23 protein-coding genes are annotated in these 23,568 nt (G+C 70.9%); 13 read left to right on the top strand and 10 right to left on the bottom strand.

Translation table 11 applies throughout. The annotated features are described in order from the left end of the window. Positions 1 to 156: 156 nt before the first annotated feature. The 5 genes from H288_RS0112590 (at position 157) to H288_RS0112570 (ending at position 5,815) form a co-directional block, all read left to right on the top strand. Positions 157 to 1,542: a flagellar hook-basal body complex protein gene (locus H288_RS0112590; protein WP_020092934.1), complete on the top strand. Its 1,386-nt coding sequence runs from the start codon at positions 157 to 159 to the stop codon at positions 1,540 to 1,542. 34 nt (positions 1,543 to 1,576) lie between these two features. Beyond that, a complete protein-coding gene (gene flgK / locus H288_RS0112585) occupies positions 1,577 to 3,460 on the top strand; it encodes a flagellar hook-associated protein FlgK (RefSeq protein WP_020092933.1) in 1,884 nt (627 codons plus the stop codon). Between the two features lie 2 nt (positions 3,461 to 3,462). Continuing rightward, complete coding sequence (locus H288_RS0112580; RefSeq protein ID WP_020092932.1) at positions 3,463 to 5,070, top strand: hypothetical protein; 1,608 nt, start codon at positions 3,463 to 3,465, stop codon at positions 5,068 to 5,070. Positions 5,071 to 5,217: 147 nt separating this feature from the next. Next, positions 5,218 to 5,478, top strand: a complete 261-nt coding sequence (locus H288_RS0112575) for a hypothetical protein (protein WP_020092931.1) — start codon at positions 5,218 to 5,220, stop codon at positions 5,476 to 5,478. Position 5,479: 1 nt separating this feature from the next. Next, positions 5,480 to 5,815, top strand: a complete 336-nt coding sequence (locus H288_RS0112570; protein WP_020092930.1) for a hypothetical protein — start codon at positions 5,480 to 5,482, stop codon at positions 5,813 to 5,815. On the opposite strand, the gene H288_RS0112565 is transcribed toward H288_RS0112570, so the two are convergent. The 3 genes from H288_RS0112565 to H288_RS0112555 are packed head-to-tail and all read right to left on the bottom strand — an operon-like array spanning position 5,812 to position 7,793. Beyond that, positions 5,812 to 6,285: a hypothetical protein gene (locus H288_RS0112565; protein ID WP_020092929.1), complete on the bottom strand. Its 474-nt coding sequence runs from the start codon at positions 6,283 to 6,285 to the stop codon at positions 5,812 to 5,814. The genes H288_RS0112570 and H288_RS0112565 overlap by 4 nt on opposite strands. Continuing rightward, positions 6,272 to 6,631, bottom strand: coding sequence for a rod-binding protein (locus tag H288_RS0112560; RefSeq protein WP_020092928.1), 360 nt, complete (start codon positions 6,629 to 6,631; stop codon positions 6,272 to 6,274). Before H288_RS0112560 ends, H288_RS0112565 begins: the two co-directional genes overlap by 14 nt. A 25-nt stretch (positions 6,632 to 6,656) precedes the next feature. Further along, complete coding sequence (locus tag H288_RS0112555) at positions 6,657 to 7,793, bottom strand: flagellar basal body P-ring protein FlgI (RefSeq protein ID WP_020092927.1); 1,137 nt, start codon at positions 7,791 to 7,793, stop codon at positions 6,657 to 6,659. Between the two features lie 240 nt (positions 7,794 to 8,033). Between H288_RS0112555 and H288_RS0112550 the strand changes: the two genes are divergently transcribed. Beyond that, entirely contained in the window at positions 8,034 to 8,462 is a 429-nt protein-coding gene (locus H288_RS0112550) for a flagellar assembly protein FliX (RefSeq protein ID WP_020092926.1), read from the top strand. 63 nt (positions 8,463 to 8,525) lie between these two features. Here H288_RS0112550 and H288_RS0112545 read toward each other — a convergent pair whose 3' ends face one another. Further along, on the bottom strand, positions 8,526 to 10,022 hold the full coding sequence (locus tag H288_RS0112545; RefSeq protein WP_020092925.1) for an ATP-binding protein: 1,497 nt from the start codon (positions 10,020 to 10,022) through the stop codon (positions 8,526 to 8,528). Between the two features lie 244 nt (positions 10,023 to 10,266). Here H288_RS0112545 and H288_RS0112540 point away from each other — a divergent pair, with 244 nt between their 5' ends. From H288_RS0112540 to dksA, 4 genes are all read left to right on the top strand, one after another. Next, complete coding sequence (locus H288_RS0112540) at positions 10,267 to 11,514, top strand: Hsp70 family protein (protein WP_020092924.1); 1,248 nt, start codon at positions 10,267 to 10,269, stop codon at positions 11,512 to 11,514. Between the two features lie 127 nt (positions 11,515 to 11,641). After that, the gene (locus tag H288_RS0112535) at positions 11,642 to 13,015 is read left to right on the top strand and encodes an MBOAT family O-acyltransferase (protein ID WP_020092923.1); all 1,374 of its coding nucleotides are present in this window, start codon (positions 11,642 to 11,644) and stop codon (positions 13,013 to 13,015) included. A 2-nt stretch (positions 13,016 to 13,017) separates the two neighbouring features. Next, positions 13,018 to 14,025: a hypothetical protein gene (locus tag H288_RS0112530; RefSeq protein WP_020092922.1), complete on the top strand. Its 1,008-nt coding sequence runs from the start codon at positions 13,018 to 13,020 to the stop codon at positions 14,023 to 14,025. A gap of 182 nt (positions 14,026 to 14,207) precedes the next feature. Further along, the gene (dksA, locus tag H288_RS0112525) at positions 14,208 to 14,627 is read left to right on the top strand and encodes an RNA polymerase-binding protein DksA (protein WP_012322444.1); all 420 of its coding nucleotides are present in this window, start codon (positions 14,208 to 14,210) and stop codon (positions 14,625 to 14,627) included. Between the two features lie 47 nt (positions 14,628 to 14,674). On the opposite strand, the gene H288_RS0112520 is transcribed toward dksA, so the two are convergent. From H288_RS0112520 to H288_RS0112510, 3 genes are read right to left on the bottom strand one after another with little or no spacing between them, the layout of a single operon-like run. After that, the gene (locus tag H288_RS0112520; RefSeq protein ID WP_081636474.1) at positions 14,675 to 16,399 is read right to left on the bottom strand and encodes a pilus assembly protein TadG-related protein; all 1,725 of its coding nucleotides are present in this window, start codon (positions 16,397 to 16,399) and stop codon (positions 14,675 to 14,677) included. After that, positions 16,371 to 17,036 (bottom strand): TadE/TadG family type IV pilus assembly protein, encoded by a 666-nt coding sequence (locus tag H288_RS0112515; protein ID WP_020092920.1) that lies wholly within the window; start codon positions 17,034 to 17,036, stop codon positions 16,371 to 16,373. Before H288_RS0112515 ends, H288_RS0112520 begins: the two co-directional genes overlap by 29 nt. Then, positions 17,015 to 17,626, bottom strand: a complete 612-nt coding sequence (locus tag H288_RS0112510; RefSeq protein ID WP_020092919.1) for a TadE/TadG family type IV pilus assembly protein — start codon at positions 17,624 to 17,626, stop codon at positions 17,015 to 17,017. The genes H288_RS0112515 and H288_RS0112510 overlap by 22 nt, the downstream gene beginning before the upstream one ends. A 237-nt stretch (positions 17,627 to 17,863) precedes the next feature. On the opposite strand from H288_RS0112510, the gene H288_RS0112505 reads away from it, so the two are divergent. Both H288_RS0112505 and H288_RS0112500 read left to right on the top strand, forming a co-directional pair. Then, positions 17,864 to 18,274, top strand: a complete 411-nt coding sequence (locus tag H288_RS0112505) for a hypothetical protein (protein ID WP_020092918.1) — start codon at positions 17,864 to 17,866, stop codon at positions 18,272 to 18,274. After that, positions 18,271 to 18,741, top strand: coding sequence for a hypothetical protein (locus tag H288_RS0112500; RefSeq protein ID WP_026604891.1), 471 nt, complete (start codon positions 18,271 to 18,273; stop codon positions 18,739 to 18,741). Before H288_RS0112505 ends, H288_RS0112500 begins: the two co-directional genes overlap by 4 nt. 12 nt (positions 18,742 to 18,753) lie before the next feature. Here H288_RS0112500 and H288_RS0112495 read toward each other — a convergent pair whose 3' ends face one another. Beyond that, the gene (locus H288_RS0112495; RefSeq protein WP_020092916.1) at positions 18,754 to 20,031 is read right to left on the bottom strand and encodes an FAD-binding oxidoreductase; all 1,278 of its coding nucleotides are present in this window, start codon (positions 20,029 to 20,031) and stop codon (positions 18,754 to 18,756) included. 147 nt (positions 20,032 to 20,178) lie between these two features. Between H288_RS0112495 and H288_RS0112490 the strand changes: the two genes are divergently transcribed. Beyond that, the gene (locus H288_RS0112490; protein ID WP_020092915.1) at positions 20,179 to 21,519 is read left to right on the top strand and encodes a glutamate--tRNA ligase; all 1,341 of its coding nucleotides are present in this window, start codon (positions 20,179 to 20,181) and stop codon (positions 21,517 to 21,519) included. Between the two features lie 4 nt (positions 21,520 to 21,523). On the opposite strand, the gene H288_RS0112485 is transcribed toward H288_RS0112490, so the two are convergent. Both H288_RS0112485 and H288_RS0112480 read right to left on the bottom strand, forming a co-directional pair. Continuing rightward, the gene (locus H288_RS0112485) at positions 21,524 to 22,300 is read right to left on the bottom strand and encodes a class I SAM-dependent methyltransferase (RefSeq protein WP_020092914.1); all 777 of its coding nucleotides are present in this window, start codon (positions 22,298 to 22,300) and stop codon (positions 21,524 to 21,526) included. Between the two features lie 16 nt (positions 22,301 to 22,316). Further along, entirely contained in the window at positions 22,317 to 23,525 is a 1,209-nt protein-coding gene (locus H288_RS0112480) for an MFS transporter (RefSeq protein WP_020092913.1), read from the bottom strand. Positions 23,526 to 23,568: the final 43 nt, after the last annotated feature.

The following is a 23,568-nucleotide window of genomic DNA, read 5'->3' as shown; positions in this document are numbered from 1 at the left end:
GACCCGGCAGGATCTGCCGGGCGCGCGGCCGTGACCGGTCAACCCTGCCGGGTCGTCGACAATCCGGTCCAGGATTATCAAGGACTTAGCCCTGGCATGCCGGTTGCGGCCGGACCGGCCTGCGGGCCAGTGCGGCGCGCATCGGGATCGTTCGCCATGGATCTTTTCACCGCCCTGCAGACCTCGGTCTCCGGACTCCAGGCGCAGTCCTACGCCATCAGCAACATCTCCGGGAACATCGCGAACTCGCAGACGACCGGCTACAAGCGCATCGACACCAGCTTCGTCGACCTGATGTCCGAGAAGACGCCGGGCCGCGAGGTCGCGGGTTCGGTGCTGCCCCAGTCGCAGCTCACCAACACCCTGGCCGGCAACGTGGTCTCGTCGAGCGTGCCCACCAACATGGCCATCAACGGCCAGGGCTTCTTCACCGTCGTGCAGAAGACCGGCGACGCGAACGGCGCCACATCCTTCGGCGGCACGAGCCTGTACACGCGCCGGGGCGATTTCGCCCAGGACAAGGACGGCTATCTCGTCAACGGCGCCGGCGGATACCTGACCGGATCGAACCTCGATCCGATCACCGGTCAGACGACCAGCATCGGTCCGATCAAGATCGGCAACTCGGCGCTGCCGGCGCAGGCCACCACGACGATCACCTACGCCGCCAACCTGCCCTCGACGCCGAGCACGTCGGCCTCGGCGACGTCGGGATCCGATCTCTACAATCAGAATACCGCGGCCGTCGTGACCTCCGGATCGGGGCAGACCGGCGTCAAGGTCGATTCGACCCAGACCGGTGCCGTCTCGACCTTCATGAGCAACAGCATCGCCGGCCCGTCGCTGCCGGTCTACACGTCGACCGGCGCGCCGCTCACACTGACGACCCGCTGGGCCAAGGTCCAGGACGCGACGACCACGCCGGCTCAGCCGGCCGTGTGGAACTTGTACTACTCCACCAACCCGAGCGCGCTCACGACGTCCGACTGGAACAACGTGGGCACGGCCTTCACCTTCGATTCCACCGGGAAGCTCACCTCGCCCTCGACGAACCCGATCCCGCTGGGGCCGATCACCATGGGTGACTACACATTCCCCAGCCTCAACATGAATCTCAGCGCCTCAGGCCTGACGCAGTATGCCGACACGACCGGTGCGGCGACGACCAACGCGCTGACGCAGAACGGCAACAGCTCCGGGACGCTCACAAGCGTGGCCGTCGGTCCGGACGGCAAGGTCAACGGCACCTTCTCCAACGGTTCGGTCGTGGCTCTCGCCTCGGTCGGCGTCGTCCAGTTCGCCAATGCCGACGGCCTGAAGGCCGATACGAACGGGAACTATCTCCAGACGGTCGATTCGGGGCCTCCGCTCGCGGGCCTCAACGGCAGCACGATCTCGGGCGCGAGCAACGAGCAATCGAACACCGACATTGCGACCGAATTCTCTAAGATGATCGTAACCCAGCAGGCTTACTCTGCGAACACGCGCGTCATGTCGACGGCCCAGACGATGATGTCTGATCTGCTCAACGTGATCCGCTGAGTGAGGGTGCGATTCGAGCCGCGGAGGCCGTGACATGTCGCTGAATGCGATCTCCACCTCGAGCGCAGGCCTCGCCGCCACCCAGGCGGCGATCAACATCGTCTCGCAGAACGTCGCCAATGCCGGGACGGCGGGCTACGTCAAGCGCACGCTCTCGACTGTCGCCACCGGGACGAACAATTCCGGCGTGGCCGCCGGCACGATCACCCGCAGCTTCGATGCCGCGGCGCTGAACCAGCTCCGGCTGGAGACCTCGGGGGCCGCCTACACGGGCACCAAGTCCGGCATCGCCGCCCAGCTCGACGCCCTCTACGGCGTGCCCGGCAGCGCTACCTCCCTCGACGGGACGCTGAACACCTTCACCCAATCGCTCCAGGAACTCGCCGCGAACCCGACCTCGGCGGCCGCCCGCACGACGGTGCTGGGCAATGCCGCGGCCGTCGCGAGCCTCATCAACAGCGCCGCCGGAACGGTGCAGAACCTGCGCACCGGCCTCGAGTCGCAGCTCGGCACCGACACGAGCGCGGCGAGCACGATCCTGTCCAACATCGCGACGCTCAACGGCAAGATCCAGAACACCACTGACAGCACCTCGCTGACCGATCTTCAGGACCAGCGCGACCAGGCGATCAACAGCCTGTCGAGCTACATGGACGTGCAGACGGTCCAGCAGCGCGACGGCACGGTCTCGGTCATGACCAAGTCGGGCGTGACGCTGGTCGACCGCGGGAACGCCGCGACCCTGACCTTCGACGGACGCGGCGTGCTCAGCCCCACCGCGAGCTACGCGACCGACCCCGCCCAGCGGACGGTCGGAACCATCACGGCGACGCTGCCGGGCGGCGGCAAGATCGACCTCGGCGCCCCCGGCGTGCTGCGGTCCGGCAGCCTGGCCGCCGAGATCGAGATGCGCGACCAGACCCTGCCGCAGGCGCAGCGGCAGCTCGACGATCTCGCGGCCGGCCTCTCGAAGGCGCTCACGAATACCGCGACCACCGGGACGTACAGCGGGACCGACACGCAGATCAGCGTCTCGACGATGCAGCCCGGGAACACGATCACCTTCCCGGTCACCGACAACACCGGGGCCGTGCGCAACGTGACGCTGGTGGCGTCCGCGACCTCCAGCGGCGCGGTCGTGCCCGCCGCGCAGACCACGGATGCCAGCGGCCTCACGCTGACCTTCAATGCCAGCGGCGGGCCCGGCACCTACGCGGCGGCGATCCAGTCCGCCTTCGCCACGTTCAACGCCTCCGGCAGCACCTACAAGCTGCCGACACTGTCGGCGAGTCCGGTCTCCTCGACCGCCACCAGCGCGACGCTGACGCTGGGGGCGGCCGGCAAGGTCGCCGGCGCGGCGAGCGCCAGCGTCACGGCCGTCTCGGCGTCGGACCTGAACACCGGCAACCCGTCGCTCGCGATGTTCGTCGACGGTACGGGCAACAAGCTCTACACCGGCACGTTCGACGGCGGCTCGCAGCTCACTGGTTTCGCCCAGCGCATCACGGTCAACGGCGCGCTGGCGGGCAACACCGCCGCGCTGACGGCGACGAGCGCCACGGACACGAGCACGTCGGGCGCCCGCGCCCAGAAGCTGTTCACGGCGCTCACCGCGAACCAGCAGACCTTCTCGTCGTCGAGCGGCATCGGCGGCGTCTCGGCCCCCTACAGCGCCACCGTGATCGGTTTCGCGCAGGACATCGTGTCCACGCAGGGGGCCAACGCGTCGAACGCCGCCGCTCTCGACGCCACCCAGCAGACGGCGCTCTCCACCGCGCAGAGCCGGTTCTCCGCCGGGGCGGGCGTCAACATCGACCAAGAGATGTCGAACCTGATCGCCCTGCAGACCGCGTACGGCGCCAACGCCCGGGTGCTCACCGCGGCCCGCGACATGCTCAACCAGCTGCTGCAGATCTGATCATGACGACGATCACGCCCTTCGCGGCCGGCTCCTACATCACCAACCGCAACGCCTCTCAGCTCCAGGCGCTGAAGAGCCAGCTCAACGACCTGACCAACCAGCTCTCGAGCGGTCAGGTCTCGCAGACCTATGGCGGCCTCGGCTCCGGGCGGTCGACGGCTCTGTCCGCGCAGGCCACCCTGAGCGCGCTCTCCGGCTACGCCGCCGGAATCACCGCCGCGCAGACCCGGACCGACCTCGCGGTCACGAGCCTGACGCAGGTTGCGACCCTCGGCACCTCCACCGGGACGATGCTCCAGAACGGCCTGCAGAGCGTGGCGGCGAACTCGGTCTCCGGCCGGTCGACGGCGCTGGCCAACCTGCAGACGGCGCTCGACACGCTCAACGAATCGGCGGCGGGCAACTACCTGTTCGGCGGCACCGACACCACGACCCAGCCGGTGGTCGATTCGAGCAAGATCCTCAACGGCACGACCGACGCGAGCGGCAACACGCTCGACGGCCTCTCGACCCTGATCTCGCAGCGGGTCACCGCCGAGCTCGGCGCGGGGGGCAACGGCCGCCTGACGCAGACTCTGGCCAGCCCGGCCACGAGCGTGCGGGTCACCGAAGAGTCGAACAACCTGACCCGAGGGCAATTCGGCTTCACCCTGGCGGGCGCGCCGACCACGACCGGCTCGGCGATCGGCGCGACCTACACGGCGGGCACGGCCACGAGCCCGGGCAGCTTCAGCCTCAGCATGACGACGCAGCCGAGCGCCGGCGACACCGTGTCGTTCGCGCTGAAGATGGCCGACGGCACCTCCACGACGATCACGCTCACGGCCGCGACGAGCGCGGACCCGAAATCGATCACCAACTTCGCCATCGGCTCGACGCCCGCCCAGACGATGGCCAACCTGTCGGCGACACTGAGCAACGCGCTGACCGGTGCGGCCAACAGCACGCTGGCGGTGAACGCCACCGCGGCGACCGCGTCGAACTTCTTCTCCGGCGCGGCGGAAGGCGGCCCGTCGGGGTCGGGCGTGATGCCGCAGCGCATCCTGTACGATGGCACCACCCCGGTCGGCTACAGGGCGGCCACGCCTCAGGACACGGTGCTGTGGTACCAGGGCGAGAACACCTACACGCAGCCCGCGCCGCCGGCAGTCCCGCAGCCGACCTCGGCGATCGACACGCAGTCGGTCCAGGTGAGCGCGACCGGGAGCGTCGGGACAGGCGCCCGCGCCAACGATCCCGCGGTCCAGAACGTGCTCGCCGGCCTGGCGACCATGGCCTTCGGCCTGCCCACCACGAACGACGCCAACACCTACAACACCTACCAGACGGTGGCGACGAAGGCCGGCAGCCTGCTCTCGTCCGCCAACCAGACCCCGAGCGTCCAGGACACGGTCACGCAGCTCACCGTCGCGTCGACGCGGCTCTCGAATGCCGGCACGACCAACAAGGCGCTCCAGAACACCGTCCAGAATACCCTGGACGGGATCGAGCAGATCTCCCCCGAGGAGGTCATCACCAAGCTGCTCGACGTGCAGAACCGGCTCCAGGCCAGCTATCAGGTGACCGCGACGCTCTCGAAGCTCTCCCTCGTGAACTACATCAGCTGAGCTGATCGCCGAGACCGGTCAACGCGCGCCTGACGCTCGAAAAATCTCGCGACGTGTCGGGTTCACCATAGTCTTGCCGCTTTCCGGGAATGAAGCGCAGCGTGCGGTCGCGCCCACGCGCCGTCATTCGATTGAGGAGAGGTCGGCATGGCGCTGTCCGGACCCATCGAACTCGTCCTCCGCCTGGGAGCCGTCCCGCGTAGCGGCGCGATCGTCCTGGTCGAGCAGGCCGTCGACACCTACCTCGCGGGCTACGTGCATCCCGAAGAGCGCGCCATCGCCCTCGACATCCTGCTGCGGGACCTCGCCCGCCTGCGCATCCACGAGCCCGACCTCGACGGGTTCGTCGGCGAGGTCGAGCACTACATCGACCTGCTTCACCGGGATCTCGCCCGCCAGGCCGCCTGAGATGCGCGGCCGGATCCCGGTCTGCGCTGCCCTCGCGGCGATCGTGGCCGGCGCTGGCCCGGCCGAGGCCCTCGACCTGCGGGATCTGCCCGTGATCCCGGGGCCGGTGCCGTGCCCGTCCAAGGGCCAGGGCTTCGTGCGGCTGCCGGGGAGCGGCAGCTGCCTCCGCGTCTCGGGCCGCGTCGTCGCGGGGGCGGATCTGGCCGCGGGGAGCGGCGTCGCGGCAGCGCCAGTTGTCGCCGGCCGCATCGCGGTCGACAACCGCGTCGACACCGATCTCGGCGAGGTGCGGACCTACGTCCGGATCGGCGCCGGCCGCCGTCCGGGCGGGCCCTAGAGGTTGCGCGAGAGGACCAGCGGCCCGCTGCGCACGCCGCGGCCGTACGGGGACGGCGCTGGCGTCTGCCGCCCGTAGCCGGAGGGGAGCTGTGCCCGGCCGATCTCCTCCGCCAAGGTCTTGATCAGCCCTTCCGAGACGGTCTTGGCGCTGGCGAGCACCGTCTGGTTCGCCTCCACGGCCGCGGTGAACCGCCGGTGGGCGGTGCGCAGGGCCTCGACCCCGTCGGGATGGAAGCGCTTCAGTGCGACGGCGTTCGCCTTCGCGACCTCGAGACCCTGCATGTAGGCGGCGGCCAGCGCGGCCTTCGGCTCGGCCGCGGCGACGCCCTCCTGCAGTCGCCCTTCCCGGACGTAGGCCGCCTCTTCGGCGAGCACGGCTTCCAGCGCGGCCATGTTGCCGAGCACGCCCGCCACCAGGGCCTCGGCGGTGATCCGGTCCCCGACGCGCAGCGGTTCAGCCCTTTGCATGGATCGCTCCCTCGCTCGCCGCGCCCTGCATCTTCATGATCTCACGGAAAACCGAATCGGCGATGCCGACTCCGCCGCTCTTCACGATCTGCTTCGCGTATTCCTTGGTCAGCATCGAGCGGTAGACACCGCCGCCGGTCCCGTTCTCGCCGAGCGGCCCGTCGGTGCCCTCCGACTGGGTCAGCCGGTCGAGGCTGTTCTCCAGGAACATCGATTCGAACTCGGTCGCCGTCTTCAAGGCCTTGGCCTTGTTGGCGGTCTTGATGATCCCGTCGACGGCGCTCCCGGCCACCGAGGTTCCGACGCTGGCGGCGGCGCTGGCCGCGAGACTGGCGAGTTGCAGCATGGATCGTCCCTTCGCGTCCGTTCGGTCACATCAGCTCGATATCGGCCTGGAGCGCGCCCGCGGCCTTGATCGCCTGGAGGATCGAGATGAGATCCCGCGGGCCGACGCCCAGGGCGTTGAGACCGTCGACCAGCTCGCGCAGGCTAACACCCTCCTTCACCAGGGCGAGCTTGTTTCCGTCCCCGGTATCGACCTTCACCCCCGTGCGCGGCACCACGACGGTGCGTCCGTCGGAGAACGGCGCCGGCTGGCTGACCTGCGGCTGCTCGGTGATGGTGACGGTGAGGTTGCCCTGGGCGATGGCCACCGTCGACACGCGCACGTCCCGGCCCATGACGATGATGCCGGAACGCTCGTCGACCACGACCCGGGCGGTCTGGTCAGGCTCGACCTTCAGCTGCTCCACCTCGGTGATGAGGCGGATCATGTTGCCGTTGTAGCGGGACGGGATCTGGATCGTGACGGTGGCCGGGTCGGTGGGCTCGGCGGTGTCGGCGCCCATGAAGTCGTTGATCGCCGCGGCGATCCGCTTCGAGGTGGTGAAATCCGGGTTGCGCAGCGACAGACGCAGCGAGCGGGCGTCGTTCAGCTTGAAGGCGATCTCGCGCTCGATATTGGCGCCGTTGGAAATCCGGCCGTTGGTCGGCACGCCCCGGGTGATCTTCGCGGCATCGCCCTCGGCGGCGAAGCCGGCGATCGCCACCGAGCCCTGCGCCAGGGCGTAGACCTCGCCGTCGGCGCCGAGCAGCGGCGTCACCAGCAGGGTGCCGCCCTGGAGGGACTTGGCGTCGCCCAGCGACGAGACCGTCACGTCGATCCGGGTGCCCTGCGCGGCGAAGGGCGGCAGGCTCGCGGTCACCATCACGGCGGCGAGGTTCTGCGTGCGCATCGTGGCGCCGCGGGTGTTGACGCCGAGGCGCTCCAGCATGGCCTGAAGCGACTGCTTGGTGAACGGGATGTTGTTCAGCGTGTCGCCGGTTCCGTTGAGGCCGACCACGATGCCGTAGCCGACGAGCTGGTTCTGGCGAACGCCCTCGATGGAGGCGAGATCCTTGACGCGCGACAGGGCGAGCGCCGGCACGGACAGCGCGACGAGAAGCAGGGCGCCCGCGAGGGCGACCGAGAGAGACCGGAGAGGACTGAACGCGTGACGCGGGCGCATGCCGTGTTTCGACCGTGACGGACCTGCCCCCATCCTGCCAGGGTCGTGCCAGCCGCCAGATCTGTGCAAGCCATTGAAGAAAACAAAGTTTTTCCGGGCCAGGTCTGGCCTCGCGCCTCGCGGTGCCGGCACCGAACCTGCCGACCCGGCAGCTTCTGCCGGCTTGTTTACCCGCGCTTAACCCTGGCGGCCGAATTTCCGGTTCTGCGCGGGGGCGCTTGGAGCAACGCGAACCGGATCATGCGTGTCGAGACTCGCCAGCCGATCCAGAGCGCCGGCGGTGTCGCGTCCGCCCGGAAGCCCGAGGGCGGCGCAGCCTTCAGCCTCGGCGCGGCCCCGTCGTCGACGACGTCTGCCGGCGCGCCGGCCGCCGCCGCGACGCTCGCCGGGCTCGACGCGGTCCTGCTTCTCCAGGCCGAGGCCGACACGCCCCAGGAGCGGCGGCGGCGCTCCGCCCAGCGCGGCCAGGACCTCCTCGACGGCCTCGACCGGCTGAAGGCGGCACTGCTCGGCGGCCGCGTCGCGCCGCAGGATCTGCGCGCCATCGCCGGCCGCCTGAACGAGCGTGCCGGCCTCTCGGGGGATCCCCGGCTCGACGGCCTGATGGCCGAGATCGAACTGCGCGCCGCGGTGGAACTCGCCAAGTTGGAGATGGCCCGGCGCGTCTGACCGGGCTTCCGCCCCTGACCCTGGGCGCATCCCGGTACCGCGCCCGGCGAGCGCCCGATCCCGCTACCCCGCCCGCCGCTTCGGGCCCGTCGGCAGCATCTGCGGCTCGCCCGGTCCGGTCTCGACGCCGAGATCCGGCACCGCGATGATCGGTGCGCCGCGCAGGTCCTTGCGGGTGACGATGGCGCCGCGCTCCTCGAGATAGGCCAGCATCCGCCGCGCCCGGCCGCCCGAGCTGGTGCCGTAGGCCTCGGCCAGCACGGTGTCGGTGGGGCAGGGGGCGCCCTCGATGGCGGCCCGCGCGACCACGAGGAACAGGCCGGCGAGGTCGTCCGGCAGGCCGGCCGCGATCGCCTGGGCCTGCTCCCAGCCGGAATTGTCCGCGACCGCGCCGCCGGCCTCGGCCCGCGCGACCGCGAGGCGCCGCTTGAACTCGGGCAGACTCATCGTGTCGCCGCGCAGGCGCCGGATCCGGCAGCGGACCGTGAAGTCCTGGTAGAGCGTGGCGGGAGTGCAGGCGGCGGCGTCGGCATCCGCCAGCACGGAGGCCAGCACCTCGGCGAGCGCCGCCTCGCGGGCCTCCGGGTCCATGGGTTCCTCCTCCGGCTCCTCCGCCGGAGCCGGCGGACGGTAATTGGCGAGCTGGACGAGCACGTCTGGCGCCGGCGCGGGGCGCGGCTTCGGCCGCGGCGCCAGCGGCGCGACGGTCTCGGCGGGGCTCGCTGTGAGGATCAGCGCGCGGGCATCCTCCAGGGCGTCGGGCAGCGGCACGAGGACCGGCGAGGAACTCCGGCTCACGGTCTGGGTCGGCCCGACCGCGATGGTGAGCGGGCGCCGGGACAGGGCCGGTCCCAGGGCCACGAAATGCCCGCGCGGTAGGTCACGGAACGTCTCGGCCTGCCGGCGCTCCAGCCCGAGGAGGTCGGCGGCGCGTGCCATGTCGATGTCGAGGAAGGTCCGGCCCATCAGGAAGTTCGAGGCCTCGGCCGCGACGTTCTTGGCGAGCTTGGCGAGGCGCTGCGTGGCGATGATGCCGGCGAGCCCGCGCTTGCGGCCGCGGCACATGAGGTTGGTCATCGCGCCGAGCGACAGGCGCCTGGCCTCGTCTGAGACCTCGCCGGCGGCCGCGGGCGCGAAGAGCTGCGCCTCGTCCACGGCCACCAGCATCGGGTACCAATGGTCGCGGTCGGCGTCGAACAGGCCGCCCAGGAAGGCGGCGGCGGCCCGCATCTGGCCGTCGGCGTCGAGATTCTCCAGCGACAGCACCACCGAGACCCGGTGGGTCCGCACCCGGGCGGCGATCCGCTGCAGGGCGACGTCGTCGCCGTCGGCCTCCACCACGACGTGGCCGTAGCGGTCGGCGAGGCTGGCGAAGTCGCCCTCCGGATCGATGATCGCCTGCTGCACGAGGCCGGCGCTCTGCTCGAGCAGCCGCCGCAGCAGGTGCGATTTGCCGGACCCGGAATTGCCCTGAACCAGGAGCCGCGTGGCGAGCAGTTCGGTGAGGTCGAGGAGCGCGGGGCGCTCGCCGGTCAGGCCGAGATCGATGTCGGAACGCATGGGGCCTCATAGCACGGCCCGGCGGGTCCGGGTGTGCCGCCGCGGCACTGTCCACGCTTCCCGCATGTGGGCCGCGTGTGGGCCGCATGCGGGCGTCGGTCCGCGGCGTGGCTCCGCCGCCGGTGCGCGATCGGGCCGTCAACCCCCTTGCGGGAGCCCCGGGCTCCGCTCTTCCGCCCTGGACCCCGACATGGCGGCCCTGTAGGCCCACGGCCCTTCTCTCCAGTCCCGGATCCACAACACGATGGCGGCCTGCGGCCTCGATTTCGGCACGTCGAACACCACGCTCGGGCATCTTGGCCCGGACGGCCCGACGCTGCTGCCCTTGGAGGGCGCGCACCGGACAATCCCGAGCGCGATCTTCTTCGAGCTCGGACGGGAGCCGATCATCGGCCGGGCCGCCACGGCGGCCTATGTCGAGGGCCGGTCCGGCCGGCTGATGCGCGGGCTGAAATCCGTGCTCGGCACGCCGCTCATGGATGAGGCGACCCCGGTCGGCCGCCAGCGGCTGCGCCTGCGCGACGTCATCGCCCGCTACCTCACCGCCGTGAAGGCGCGGGCGGAGGCCGCCAGCGGCCAGAGCCTCGACACGGTGGTCCACGGCCGCCCGGTCCACTTCGTCGACGGCGACCCGGAGGCGGATCGCCGCGCGGAGGACACGCTGCGCGACATCGCCCGCGACGTCGGCTTCCGGGAGGTCTCGTTCCAGTACGAGCCAATCGCCGCGGCACTCGACTACGAGCGCCAGGTCCGCGCGGAGGAGATCGCCCTCGTCGCCGACATCGGCGGCGGCACCTCGGACTTCTCCATCGTGCGCCTCGCGCCGGAGCGGCGGGGGCGGCCGGACCGGGCCGGCGACATCCTGGCCAACGACGGGGTGCGGATCGGCGGCACCGATTTCGACCGACAGCTCAGCCTCGGAACGGTGATGCCGCTCCTGGGCCTCGGAAGCCCGATGCGCCGCGGCGACCTCGCGGTGCCGAACGCCTACTACCACGACCTCGCCACGTGGTCGGCGATCAACCGCCTCTACAATCAGAAGACCCTGCGCGAGATCGACGAGGTCATCCGCGACGGCGCCCGGCCCGACCTGCTCGCGCGGCTGCGCGAGGCGGTGGAGGGCGAGCGCGGTCACGCCCTGGCCGGGGCAGTGGAGAGCGCCAAGATCGCGGCGTCCGAACAGGACGCGACCCTGCTCGACCTCGGCCTCCTGGAGCCCGGGCTCGCGGTCCCGGTGGATCGCGCGACCCTGTCCGCCCAGACGGGGGACCTCGCCCGCGCCGTCGCGGCCCGGATCGCGCGCTGCCTCGCGCAGGCGGAGCTGACGGCCGACCGGGTCGACGCCCTGTTCCTCACCGGCGGCTCCACCGGCCTGCCGCACCTGCGCGCCGCGCTGAGGGCCGCGCTGCCGGCCGCCCGGGTGGTGGAGGGCGACACGTTCGGCTCGGTGGGACTGGGCCTGACCATCGAGGCGGCCAGCCGCGGAGCGTGAGGCCGCGCCCGGCCGGGCGCGCCGCCTCTGCGGCGATTGACGGGCCGGCCTTGATCCTCGACAAGGCGGTCCCTCCCGCTCGGAGACAACGGCGGCCCATCCGGGCTCCTCCGCGCCGCCTCGCCCGATGCTGTTCAACTCCTTCGTCTTCCTCCTCGCCTTCCTGCCGGCCGCGCTGATCCTGCACGGGCTGGTGGCGCGCGCCGCGCCCGCGTGGCGGCTGCCGCTCCTCGTCGCCCTGTCCTTCGTGTTCTATGGCTGGTGGGACGTCCGGTTCGTGCCGCTGCTGGCCGGCTCGATCCTGGCGAACTGGTGCGTGGCGCGCGCCTATCGCCGGTGGCCCGGCCGCTGGCTGATCCCGGCGGCGATCGCCGCCAACCTCGCGCTGCTCGGCGTGTTCAAGTACCTCGACTTCGCGGCCGACCTCGCCAACCTGATCCCCGGCCTGGAAGCGCAGCGGCTCGGTCTCGCCCTGCCGCTCGGCATCTCGTTCTTCACCTTCCACCACATCATGTATCTCGCCGACCTGCGGGCCGGCCGGGCGCCGGGCTTCGGGCTCGTGAAATACGCCCTCTACATCGCGTTCTTCCCGCAGGTTCTCGCCGGCCCGCTCGTGCGCTGGAGCGAGATCATGCACCAGTTCGACGAGGCGCCCTACGCGCGGCCCGACGCCGCCGAGCGCTTCGCCCGCGGGTTGATGCTGCTGACCGTCGGCCTCGCCAAGAAGGTGTTTCTCGGCGATCCGCTCGCGGAATACGTGAACCCGGTGTTCCAGGCCGCCGCTGCCGGCAAGGCCGTCACGGTGGTCGAGGCGTGGCAGGCGACGCTCGGCTTCATGTTCCAGATCTACTTCGACTTCTCCGGCTACACCGACATGGCGCTGGGCATCGCGCTGCTGTTCGGCCTCGTCCTGCCGCAGAACTTCGACGCGCCCTACCGGGCCACGTCGCTCCGCGACTTCTGGCGGCGCTGGCACATGACCCTGTCGCGCTTCCTGCGCGACTACCTCTACATCCCGATGGGCGGGAACCGCCGCGGGCTGCCGCGGCAGGTCGGGGCGCTCGTCGCCACGATGACGCTCGGCGGCCTCTGGCACGGGGCCGGCCTGACCTTCCTCGCCTGGGGGGCGCTGCACGGGATCGGCCTCGGGGCCGGTGTCCTGGCGCGCCGGGCCCGGATCGCGATCCCCGCGCCGCTCGGCTGGGCGCTCACCAGCCTGTTCGTCGTGCTGACCTGGGTTCTTTTCCGCGCGACGAGCTTCGAAGCGGCCCTCGCGATTTTCAAAGGACTCTTCGGGCTCGCGCCGAGGGGCTCCGGCTTCAAGTGGCGCACCATCGCCATCGCCGCCCTGGTCGCGACGGTCGGGCCCACCGCCTGGAACGCGGTGCACCGGCTGCCGCCGCGCCGGCTCCTCGCCTTCGGCTTCGCGCTGCTGTTCGTGCTCGTCCTGCTGAAGATCGGCGACGATGCGAACTACGAGTTCATCTACTTCCAGTTCTGAGGATGGCGCCCGCACCCCCCACGACCGACAGGGACTGGCGCGGCTTCGCCCGCGCCCTGGCCCTGTCGATGGTCGGCCTCTTCGCGGGCTACCTGGCCCTCGCGGTGCTGGTCGACCCCTACGATACCGGCCGCTCGACGCTGCTGTCCCGGGGGGCCGTGCGGCCGCAGGGGCCCCGCACGGCCTCGGCCGTCCGCGGCCGCGATCCGGCCTACGCGGGCGTGGTGATCGGCAACTCGCACATCCAGCTCATCGAGCCGGCGGCACTGACCCGGCTCACCGGCATCCCGTTCCTCCAGCTCTCGGTGCCGGCCACCGGCCCGTCCGAGCAGTTCGCCTTGCTGGGATGGTACCTGCAGCACCACGCCCGCCCCGCCGCGATCGTGCTCTCGGCTGACGCGTTCTGGTGCGCGGACGACCCGTCCTTCCCGAGCGAGCACGGCTTTCCCTACTGGCTCGTGGGGGACTGGCCCGCCTACCTGCGCGGGCTGATCCGCTTCTCGGCCGCGCAGGAGACGGTCAACCGCATCGGCTGGCTCCTGAACCCGCGCCGCAAGACCGCCGCGGCCGACGGCTGGTGGGATTACGAGCGCAACTACCTGAGCCAGGGCTTCGGCGTCGATCCCGCCAAGAAGGCGGCGCTGGAGAAGCCGGTCGGGCCCGAGCCGGAGCCGCGGCACGGCGGCCCGTTTCCGATCGCGGCGCGCCTGCGCGCCGAACTGACCCGGATCCCGGCGGAGACGCCGGTCGTGGTGGTGTTCCCGCCGGTCTACGCCCGCGGCGAGCCGCCGCCCGGCAGCCCTCGGGCGCGGGCCGAGGCGGCCTGCCGGGCCGAGGTGCACACGGTGCTGGCGACCCACGCGCTCAGCACGGTGGTCGACTGGCGCGACGGCCGCCCCGCGGCGGCCGATCCCGACCAGTTCTTCGACCAGACCCATTACAGGCTGCCGATCGCCCGGAGCCTGACGACCGAGATCGCCGAGGCGATCGTACGGTTGCGGACCAGATGACAGCGTAAAACATCTGTACCGTGGCCTGTTTGCCGCACGCGGCGATGCAGTGACAGCCAGTTACAGCCCCTGCATCCGTGTGCGTTGTGGCGATGAGGCACCTCGACTATACGGCACCTCACGTTATCGCCGCACACCGGCCATCCCCTGGTGGGCGGTTTACCATCCAGCGAGGGTGACGCATGGCGAAGGTGCAGCTGGAGGACGGCTACGTCCCGTCCGACGACGAGCCCTTCATGAACGACCGGCAGCGCGAATATTTTCGGCGCAAGCTGCTGAGCTGGAAGAACGACATCCTGCGCGAGGCGCAGGATACGCTGGTGGCTCTGCAGAGCGAGAACGAGAACCACCCCGACCTCGCCGACCGCGCGTCCTCCGAGACGGACCGGGCGATCGAGCTGCGGGCCCGGGACCGCCAGCGCAAGCTCACCGGCAAGATCGACGCGGCGCTGGCCCGAATCGAGGACGGATCCTACGGGTTCTGCGAGGAGACCGGCGAGCCGATCTCCCTGCGCCGCCTCGACGCGCGCCCGATCGCCACCCTGTCCCTCGAGGCGCAGGAGCGGCACGAGCGCCGCGAGCGGGTCTACCGCGACGACTGACCGGGTCCGGCCCGCGCGCCGGATCCCGCGCAGCGCCGGCGCGGCGCCTACTGAGTCAGCCTCAGCGCGCCGATGCTGGCCTGGATCGACTTGAAGGCCTTGATCAGGTCGTCGGACGAGTTGGCGAGGTAGAACTGGTCCGGTGACGAGGCGCAGTTCCGCAGCAGCGTCTGGCCGGCCGAGTCGATCGGATCCGCCGGGACGCTGAAGCCGATCGTGTAGATCGAGATATTATTTGTCTTCGCGTTGCTGCACGCGAGGGCTGTCAGTTTGTCGAGCGCATCCCGCGCTGTGCGGGCATTCGAAATATTTTGATTGCTGGGCGGAAGCCGCGAATTCGGGTTCGATCCATCGGCGTTCGTAAAATATCCGAAGGGAAAGTACATGGATTTATTGTAGGACGGGTTCGAATTTACGGGCCAGGTATTTTCCCCGTCTGTCATGAGGATCATGATCTTGTTGATCGTGCTGAGGTCGGAATTGGCGCTGTTCGAGGAGTAGCGCGCGCCGTCTGCGAACACGCTGTTCGGGGAAAGCGTGCGCCATCCCCACATGAAACCTTCATGAATATTGGTCGAGCCTGAGGCTACCATCAGGTTGATCAGGTTCTTGAGCGTCGTGGTATCACTGGTCAGTCGCTGAAGCGGCTGGGTCGTGCAGCCGAAATTCGGCCCGTTGGGAATACCCGTGTAGCGGTTTCGCGAGGTGGGCGACGGATCGCGGGGGCTGAGATACTTGCATGCACGCGCCTCGGCCGTCGAGAATGACGTGTCCCGGGTCGGCTTGGGGCAATCGGGGCTGTTCGTATAATCGTCGATATAGCTGTTGAAGCTGATACTCGATGAGTTTTTGGTCGAGTATTCGCTATATTCCGACGAGCCGTCACCCGGCTCGTCGGGGGCGAAGAGCGGGAGATAATAAGAATCTTTGTTGCTCGCGGTCGGTGCGCCATCTTGAACGTTCAGGGGATAGGGCAGTGTTTCGAGGCATCCCGCCCAGGCCCAGCCGGAGTTGGCCGCCTGCAACTTCGAGAAGATGTCGAAGCGATTGGTGATGCCCGTGCCCTGAAGGCCGTTGACGTTGAGCCAGTGATAGCTGGATTGCGCAGCTTGATCGATCCAGGTCGCGTAACGATAGGTGGCTGGATTGACAGCCACAGACGCGGCGAACGGCACGATGGAGATCTTGCTCGCGCTGGAGAAGGCTGGGCTGGTGTAGACGTAGTTGACGAAGTCGGTCGCGGCCGTCTGGACGGCCTGAAGCTTCGACTGTCCCCCGCTCGAGGCGGCCATCGAGCCCGTGTTGTCGAGCACGAGCGCGATCTCGAAAGTCTTCGGCAGCGGCGTGGCGCATTGCGAGACGGCGCCCGGGTTGATGCGCTGGGTCCCGGTCAGGCCGCCGAAGAAGGTCGTCGACTGCTTGTGAGCGGTCAGCGTGATCTTGCGCGGGCTGCTGGTGATGGCCAGCCGGTCGACCACGAGGCTCGCCGCCCCCATGGCACCGGTCATTGTCGTCTGCGCCAGGGCGTTGAGTTCGGTCTCGGACGTCGTCAGCGGCGTCTGGCAGAGCAGCAGCGCCGTGGCGTCGGCCGCGGCCTGGAGCTTCGTCTCCAGCCGCGTGGCGAAGCCGTAATCGATCGCCGCGCCGCCGACCATTACCATCGGCACGCTCAGGAACGCGAACAGCAGGGCGACGTTGCCGCCGCGGTCGCGCAGGATGTCGCGGCGCCGCTCGGGGCGGCCGTCAGGTTTTGCGAACGATCTTCGTGCCATCGCAGTTCGATTGTTTGTCGTCCGGCAGGACGACTTCCGTGTAGGTGCTGGTGCCGTAGGCCTGGCCGCCGCGGGTCGGCCACGGCGCGCTGCTGGTGAACGTGATCGTGTTGCTCACGCCCTTGGCGAGCTTGACCAGCGCGCTCCCGATCATCGGCGTGTAGCTGATGCTGACCTCAGCCAGGACGTAGCGCATGCCCGGCATCCGGTAGCCGTCCGGCACGGTCAGGCTGGGCGCGGGGCCCGGGCTCCGCGCGGTCCCATTGGTGTTGGCGACGCTGGAGCAGACCACCGGAGGACCGCTCGGGTCCTTCGCGTCGGTGCCCATCGCGCTGACCACGATCTTGACCTTCGACGTGTCGAACGGGCGCATCACCGCCGTGGCGGAGGCGAGGATGTCGTTCATCACGGTGGTGCTGATCGGGTTCTGTGTGTCGCCCTGCGCCGTCAGGTCCGCCACGGTGCGGCCGAGCTGCGTCAGCTTGCGCCACTCGTCGATGGCGTGCGTCACCTCGGTCATGCCCGCCCAGATCGCGAGCAGGATCGGCAGGATGACGGCGAACTCGACGGCCGCGCCGCCGCGCCTGTCGTGCCGGAGCCGTGCCGCCCGCCGGGTCAGGACGGTGAGGACGGGCACGGGCTCGCTCCGACGATCTGGTAGGGCTCGGTGCGGAACACCGCCGTGGAGGTCAGCAGGCTCGATCCCTCCGCGGATCCGCTGGTGAACTGCTTCGTGTTGAGGCCCATCAGGTTGAAGAAGGTCGGGAACGGCACCGCCGCGGTGACGATCACGATCGTCCCGGGCGAGGCGCATTTGTAGTTGGAGCCGAAACTCGTGCTCCACGTGCCCGTGGCGGTGTCGATCGGCTTGTTCGCGGTCGCGCTCGCGAAGCTGCTCGAGGTCGCGACGTCGATCTTGACGTTCTGGCAGTTGAACACGGTGGGCACGGGGCTGACGGCCGATCCGCACATCCTAGCCTTCAGGGTCGCGAGCACGGTCGCCGGATTGGTCTGGCCCGCTGTGTCGAGCTGGAACTGGCCGGTGAAGATCGTCCGGACCGCGTTCTGGAGCGCGCGATCGAAATTCTGCGTCGCCCACATCTGGAACACGATCTGGATGATCGCGCCGCACAGCGCCAGGAAGGGCAGGGCCACGAGGGCGAACTCCACCGCGGCCGCGCCCCCGGTGTCGCGCCCGAGGCGCGCCAGAAGGCAACCTGGCGTCACTCTGACCTGCGTTCCTACAAGTCCTCGGCTGTTCATATGCGAGCAGATCACTCGGAAGTAGACATCTCATCCGATGTGACGCCAAGCTTTTGCGAAACTCTTAATCCGATCGACTAGACCAGGGTTATCAAAGGGCCACTACTTTTGGTTGTAATAGGGCCGGCGTGTCGGCGACGCGCTGTTGACGCACCGCCTGCGCGCGCCAGTTCCCCGCGCGCAGGCCTGCCGGAGAACCCCATGAGATCCCCCCTGATCGCGCTCGTGGTCGGCGCGGTGGCGCTCGCGCTCGCCGCCTGCGATGCCCCGAAGCCGGGACCGGCCGGACCTCCCGGTGCGAAGGGTGATCGGGGACCGGCGGGGCCGGCCGGGCCGGCGGGGGTGAACGGCGCCACCGGCGCCCGCGGCCCCGCGGGCGACCCGGGCCCGGCCGGACCGGCCGGGCCGCCGGGACCGTCCCTGAACAGCCAGGTGCGCCTCGACGTGGCGTGCCGCCGTGACGAGGAATTGATTGGCGCTTACTGCCGAGGCATGGCGGTTGTGCCGTCGGTGACCGTCACGGACGGCGTGTCCACGGTCGGCTGCCTCGACATGACCGCCAAGGCCGCCAAGGATGCCCAGCCCGTCGCGGTCTGCATGAAGAAGCCATGAGACTCGCCGTCCCTGCACTCTTGGTCGCGCTGGTGTCCGGCCCGGCCTGCGCGCAATCCTTCGTGCCCACGGAACGGGCGGCGATCGACCTCGTGCGCGACCGGCGCACCGCCGGCTTCACCACGGTGGCGCGGACGCTGGCCTATGCCGAGCGCGCGACCGGCGGCGCCTTCCGTCTCGGCGGCTACCGGGTCGATTACCGCCCGGACGTCCCCTTCGCCCGGGTGCGGATCTGCTATCGCCTGGGGATCGACCCGCCGACCTGCGGCCTCGCTTACCGCGTCGCGGTCAATCCCGCCCATGTCGAGCCGGCCGACCGCTACAGCGGCCTGACGCGCGACCTGGAGCACGGCCCGCAGGCCTTCCTCCGGGCACTCGCCCGGGAGGCCGACCTCCAGCGCCAGCCGGATATCCTGCGGAAGGTCGAGGCCGCGCTCGAGCCCTACAACCCCTACGACTGGCGCTGAGGGACGCGGCTCTCAGAGCAGCCGCGGCCAGCGCAGGAGCCGCTCCGGCGCGAAGGCCGCGACCGGCACGGCCGGTTCCCGGCCGGTGGCGAGGTCGGCGACGATCTCGCCGGTGATCGGGCCGGTGGACAGGCCGATATGGCCGTGGCCGAAGGCGAAGAGCAGGCCGTCGTGCCGGGGGGCGCGGCCGATCACCGGCATCCCGTCGGGGGTCGACGGCCGGGAGCCGAGCCACGGCGCGTTGTCCAGCGGGCCGCCGAGCCGAAGGGTGGAGGCCGCCTCCCGGGACGCCGCATCGATCTGGGTGTGGTCGGGAGCGGCGGCGCGCGCGTTGAGCTCGACACCGGACAGGACCCGGACCCGGTGCTCGCCCATCGGCGACAGGATCGAGCCCGCGCCCGTGTCGAGGATCGGCCGGGTCAGCGGCGGGCTGTCCGGATGCAGGGCGTAGTGGCGGTGGTAGCCGCGTTCGGCCGCAACGGCGAAACGGTAGCCCAGGGTCCGGGCGATCGCCCCGGACGCGGCGCCGGCCGCGAGGACCACCTGTCGGCCCCGCACCGCGCCGCCGTCGTGATCGACGCGCCAGCCGTCCGCCTGGGGCTCCAGCCGGGCGACGCTGCCCCGCAGGCGGCGGCCGCCGAAACCGGTGAACAGGGCCTCGCACGCCTCGATGAGCCGGCCGGGCTCGCGGACCGACCCCGTCTCGGTGAGCAGCATGGCCCGCGCGTAGGGCCGCACCAGCGCCGGCTCGAGCGCGCGCAGCGCCGCGGTGTCGAGGATGTCGAAGGCGACCCCGTGCCCGGCCAGGATCTCGCGCTCGAGGGCGGCGGACGCGAAGGCCGCTTCGGTGCGGTAGGCCTTGATCCAACCCGTCCGCTGTAGCCGGTCGCCGGTCCCGGCCCGGGCCGCCAGCCGCTCGTGGGCCGGATAGGCGGCGCTGGTCAGCGGCAGCAGCGCCTCCGCGGCGCGGCGCCAGCGCGAGGCGCGCGCGGCGGCGAGGAAGTGCGCCGTGTAGGGCACGATCCGCGGGAGATGCCCGTAGTGCAGCCGCAGGCCGCGATCGGCGTTGCGCAGGTAGGCCGGGAGCTTGCCCCACAGGGCCGGGCTCGACATCGGCAGGATCGAGCCGCGGCTGACCACGCCGGCATTGCCGTAGGAGGTCCGGGCCCGCGCCTCGCCGGGATCCAGCAGCACCACGTCGAGCCCGCGGTCCCTCAGCGCGATGGCGCTGGCGAGGCCGACCATCCCACCGCCGACCACCACGATGTCGGCCGTCTCGTCCGTCGCCATGCCGCTCACATCCTGCACCGCACCACGCGCGCCCTTCTGCCGGGTTTCCCGCGTCCTGGGTAGCGGGCGCCGCGGGGCGGCGCATCCGGCCGGTGTGATCGCGAAGTCCCGCGCACATTCCCGCGCAGATCGGCTAGAGAGCGGGCCATGACTCTCGTCCGCTTCGCACCCTCGCCGACCGGGTATCTCCATATCGGCAATGCCCGGCCGGCCCTGCTCAACGCCCTGTTCGCCCGCCGGACCGGCGGCCGCTTCCTGCTGCGCCTCGACGATACCGACGCGGAGCGCTCCACGGAGGCCTTCGCCCAGGCGATCGGCGAGGATCTCGCGTGGCTCGGCATCGTGCCCGACCTGTTCGCCCGGCAGAGCGACCGCACGGCGCAGCACGACGCCGCCGCCGACCGCCTGCGCGCAGCGGGGAGGCTCTACCCCTGCTACGAGACGCCGGAGGAGCTGGAGCGCCGCCGCAGGCGCCAGCTCGGCCGCGGCCAGCCGCCGATCTACGACCGGGCGGCGCTGCGGCTGACCGCCGAGGAGCGGGCGGCGCTGGAGGCCGAGGGCCGCCGGCCGCACTGGCGGTTCCTGCTCGAGGCGCGGACCGTCGGCTGGGACGACCTCGTCCGCGGGCCGGCCCATGTCGACTGCGCGTCCCTGTCGGACCCGGTGCTGATCCGCGCCGACGGCAGCTACCTCTACACGCTGCCGTCGGTGGTGGACGACGCCGATCTCGGGATCACCCACGTCATCCGCGGCGAGGACCACGTCACCAACACCGGCGTGCAGGTGCAGATCTTCGAGGCCCTGGGCGCGCCCATCCCGGTCTTCGGCCACCACAACCTGCTGACGACGGCCGACGGGGAGGGGCTGTCGAAGCGCCTCGGCCACCTGTCGCTGCGCGGCCTGCGCGAGGCCGGCTACGAGCCCGCGGCGGTGCGCTCGCTGGCGGTCCTCACCGGCTCGGCCGAATCGGTGCGGGCGGTGCCCGACCTCGACACCCTCGCGAGCCTCGTCGATCTCGGCGAGATCTCGCGGGCGCCGGCCCGGTTCGACCCGGCGGAGCTCGACGGCCTTAACGCCCGCCTGGTCCACGTCATGCCGTACCCGGAGGCGGCCGCGCGCCTCGCGGCTCTGGGGATCCCGGAGGATCGGGCCGAGGCGTTCTGGGTCGCGGTGCGGGCCAATCTCGGGCGCGTCGCGGAGGCGGCCGACTGGTGGCGGGTCGTGGCCGGTCCCGTCGAGCCGGTGCTCACCGAGCCCGCCGTGATCGCGGCCGCCCGCGAGACCCTGCCGCCCGAGCCGTTCGGCCCGGAGACCTGGAAGGCGTGGACGACCGAGATCCGGACCCGCACCGGGGCCAAGGGCCGCGGCCTGTTCATGCCGCTCCGGCTCGCCCTCACCGGCCTGGAGCACGGGCCGGACCTCGCCGGCCTGCTGCCGCTGATCGGGCGGGAGCGGGCGGCGTGCCGGCTCTCCGGCGCGACCGCCTGAGCGATCAGCGGCCGGGCTTCGGGCGCGCCTCGATCAGCGCGGCGTCGAGCAGGAAGCTGCCGTCGGCCTTGATGGCGAAATGCGCCTCGACTTCCGCGGGCGCGGTGACCTGCAGCGCCCGGATCGCCGCGACGTGGGTCTCTGGCGTCCGCATCCGGGCGATCCAGCTCGCGAACTCCATGCGCGGCCGGCTCGGCGTCGCGTCGCCGGGCGCGAATCCGGCCGCCTCCAGCAGGGCCCGCCATTCCGAGACCCGGTAGTCGCGCACGTGCGAGGGGTCGCGCAGCAGCTCCAGCGCCTGCAGGTGCGTGTCGAGCAGCGGATCCTCGGGCGCGACGATGTCGCTGACGATGAGGAACCCGTCCGCCCGCAGCACTCGTCGCGCCTCCGCCAGGGCCGCCGGCACGTCGCGCCAGTGGTGGGCGCTGTAGCGGGTCAGGACGGCGTCGAAGCTCGCGTCGGAAAAGGGCAGGGCCTCGGCGCCGCCCTGCCGGGTCTCGATCCGGTCGAGCCCCCGCCGGGCCGCCTCGGCCGCGACCGCCGCCAGCATCTCGGCCGACAGGTCGTAGGCCGTGACGGCGGCGCCAGTGGCGGCCGCCGCGAAGGCGACGTGGCCGCCGCCGCAGCCGAGGTCGAGCACCCGCAGACCCGGTCGCGCGCGGACCCGCTCGCCGATCCGGTCGAGATCGGCGCCGGCGGCGTGCACGGCGCTGGTCACGTAGGCGGAGGCCTGCGCGCCGAACTGGTCGACGACGTGTCGGGCGTGGCTGCGGGCGTTCATCGGCGGATCTCCCGGATCAGGTCGCGAGCGGCTTCAGGCGGGACAGCCGCAGGGCGATCATCAGCGCCAGACCGTACAGCCCGCCCACGAACAGCACCACGCCGTTCCACCCGGAATGGGCGAAGAACCAGCCGCCCGCGGTCCCGAGGACCGACGAGCCCAGATAGTAGAGGCCGAGATAGATCGCCGAGGCCTGGGCCCTGTCGCGCAGCGCCCGCCGCCCGACCCAGCTGCTCGCGACCGCGTGGGCGCCGAAGAAGCCTACCGTCGTCACTACGATGCCGGCCAGGATCAGCAGCAGGCGGTCCGAGAGCGTCATCACGATGCCGGCCAGGCCGACGGCGGTGGCGACCCAGAGGACACGGCGGCGGCCGAAGCGGCTCGCCAGCTCGCCGGTGACCGGGCTGCTGACCATACCGGCGAGGTAGACCGAGAAGATCATCCCGATCACCGCCTGGCTCAGCGCGTAGGGCGGGTCCAGCAGGCGGAAGCCGATGTAATTGTAGATGCAGACGAAGCCGCCCATCAGCAGGAACGCCTCGGCGAAGAGCCAGGGCAGGCCGGCGTCGCGGAAATGGTGGGCGAAGCTGCCCGGGACTTCCGCCCAGGCCAGCCGGCGCGGCACGAAGCGGCGCGAGGGCGGCAGCCAGCGCCAGAACGCCAGCGCGGCGGCGAGCGCGAGGCCGCCGATCACCGCGAGCCCGGCGCGCCAGCTGACGAAGTCCGCCATCACGCCGCTGATCAGGCGGCCCGACATGCCGCCCAGCGCGTTGCCGCCGACGAGCAGGCCCATCGACAGGCCGATGGCCTTGGCGTCCATCTCCTCGGCGAGATAGGCCATGGCGACGGCCGGGAGTCCGCTGGCCGTCAGCCCGGTGAGCGCGCGCAGCGCCAGGAAGCCGTACCAGCCGGGGACCAGGGCGGCCACGACCGTGAGCATTGCCGAGGCGACCAGCGAGGCCAGCATCACCGGCTTGCGCCCCCAGATCTCCGAGAGCGGGCTGACGACGAGAAGTGCCACCGCCAGCAGCCCGCAGGGCAGCGACAGGGCGAGGCTGCTCGCGGCTGGCGAGACGCCGAAATCCTCCGCGTAGATCGGCAGGAGCGGCTGGACCGCGTAGAGCACCGCGAAGGTCGAGAAGCCGGCCGCCGCCAGGGCCAAAGCCGTGCGGCGGAAGACCGGTGTGCCCGACCGGATGAGCCCGTCCTCCGCCTCGCTGTCCATGACCGTCCCGCGCCGCTGTCCTCAACCGGTGGTGAGGCGCGGT

It is taken from the genome of Methylobacterium sp. 285MFTsu5.1, from assembly GCF_000383455.1.
GTDB lineage: Bacteria > Pseudomonadota > Alphaproteobacteria > Rhizobiales > Beijerinckiaceae > Methylobacterium.
The sequence above is the reverse complement of the archived record's forward strand: the minus strand, read 5'-3'. Positions and strand labels throughout refer to the sequence as shown.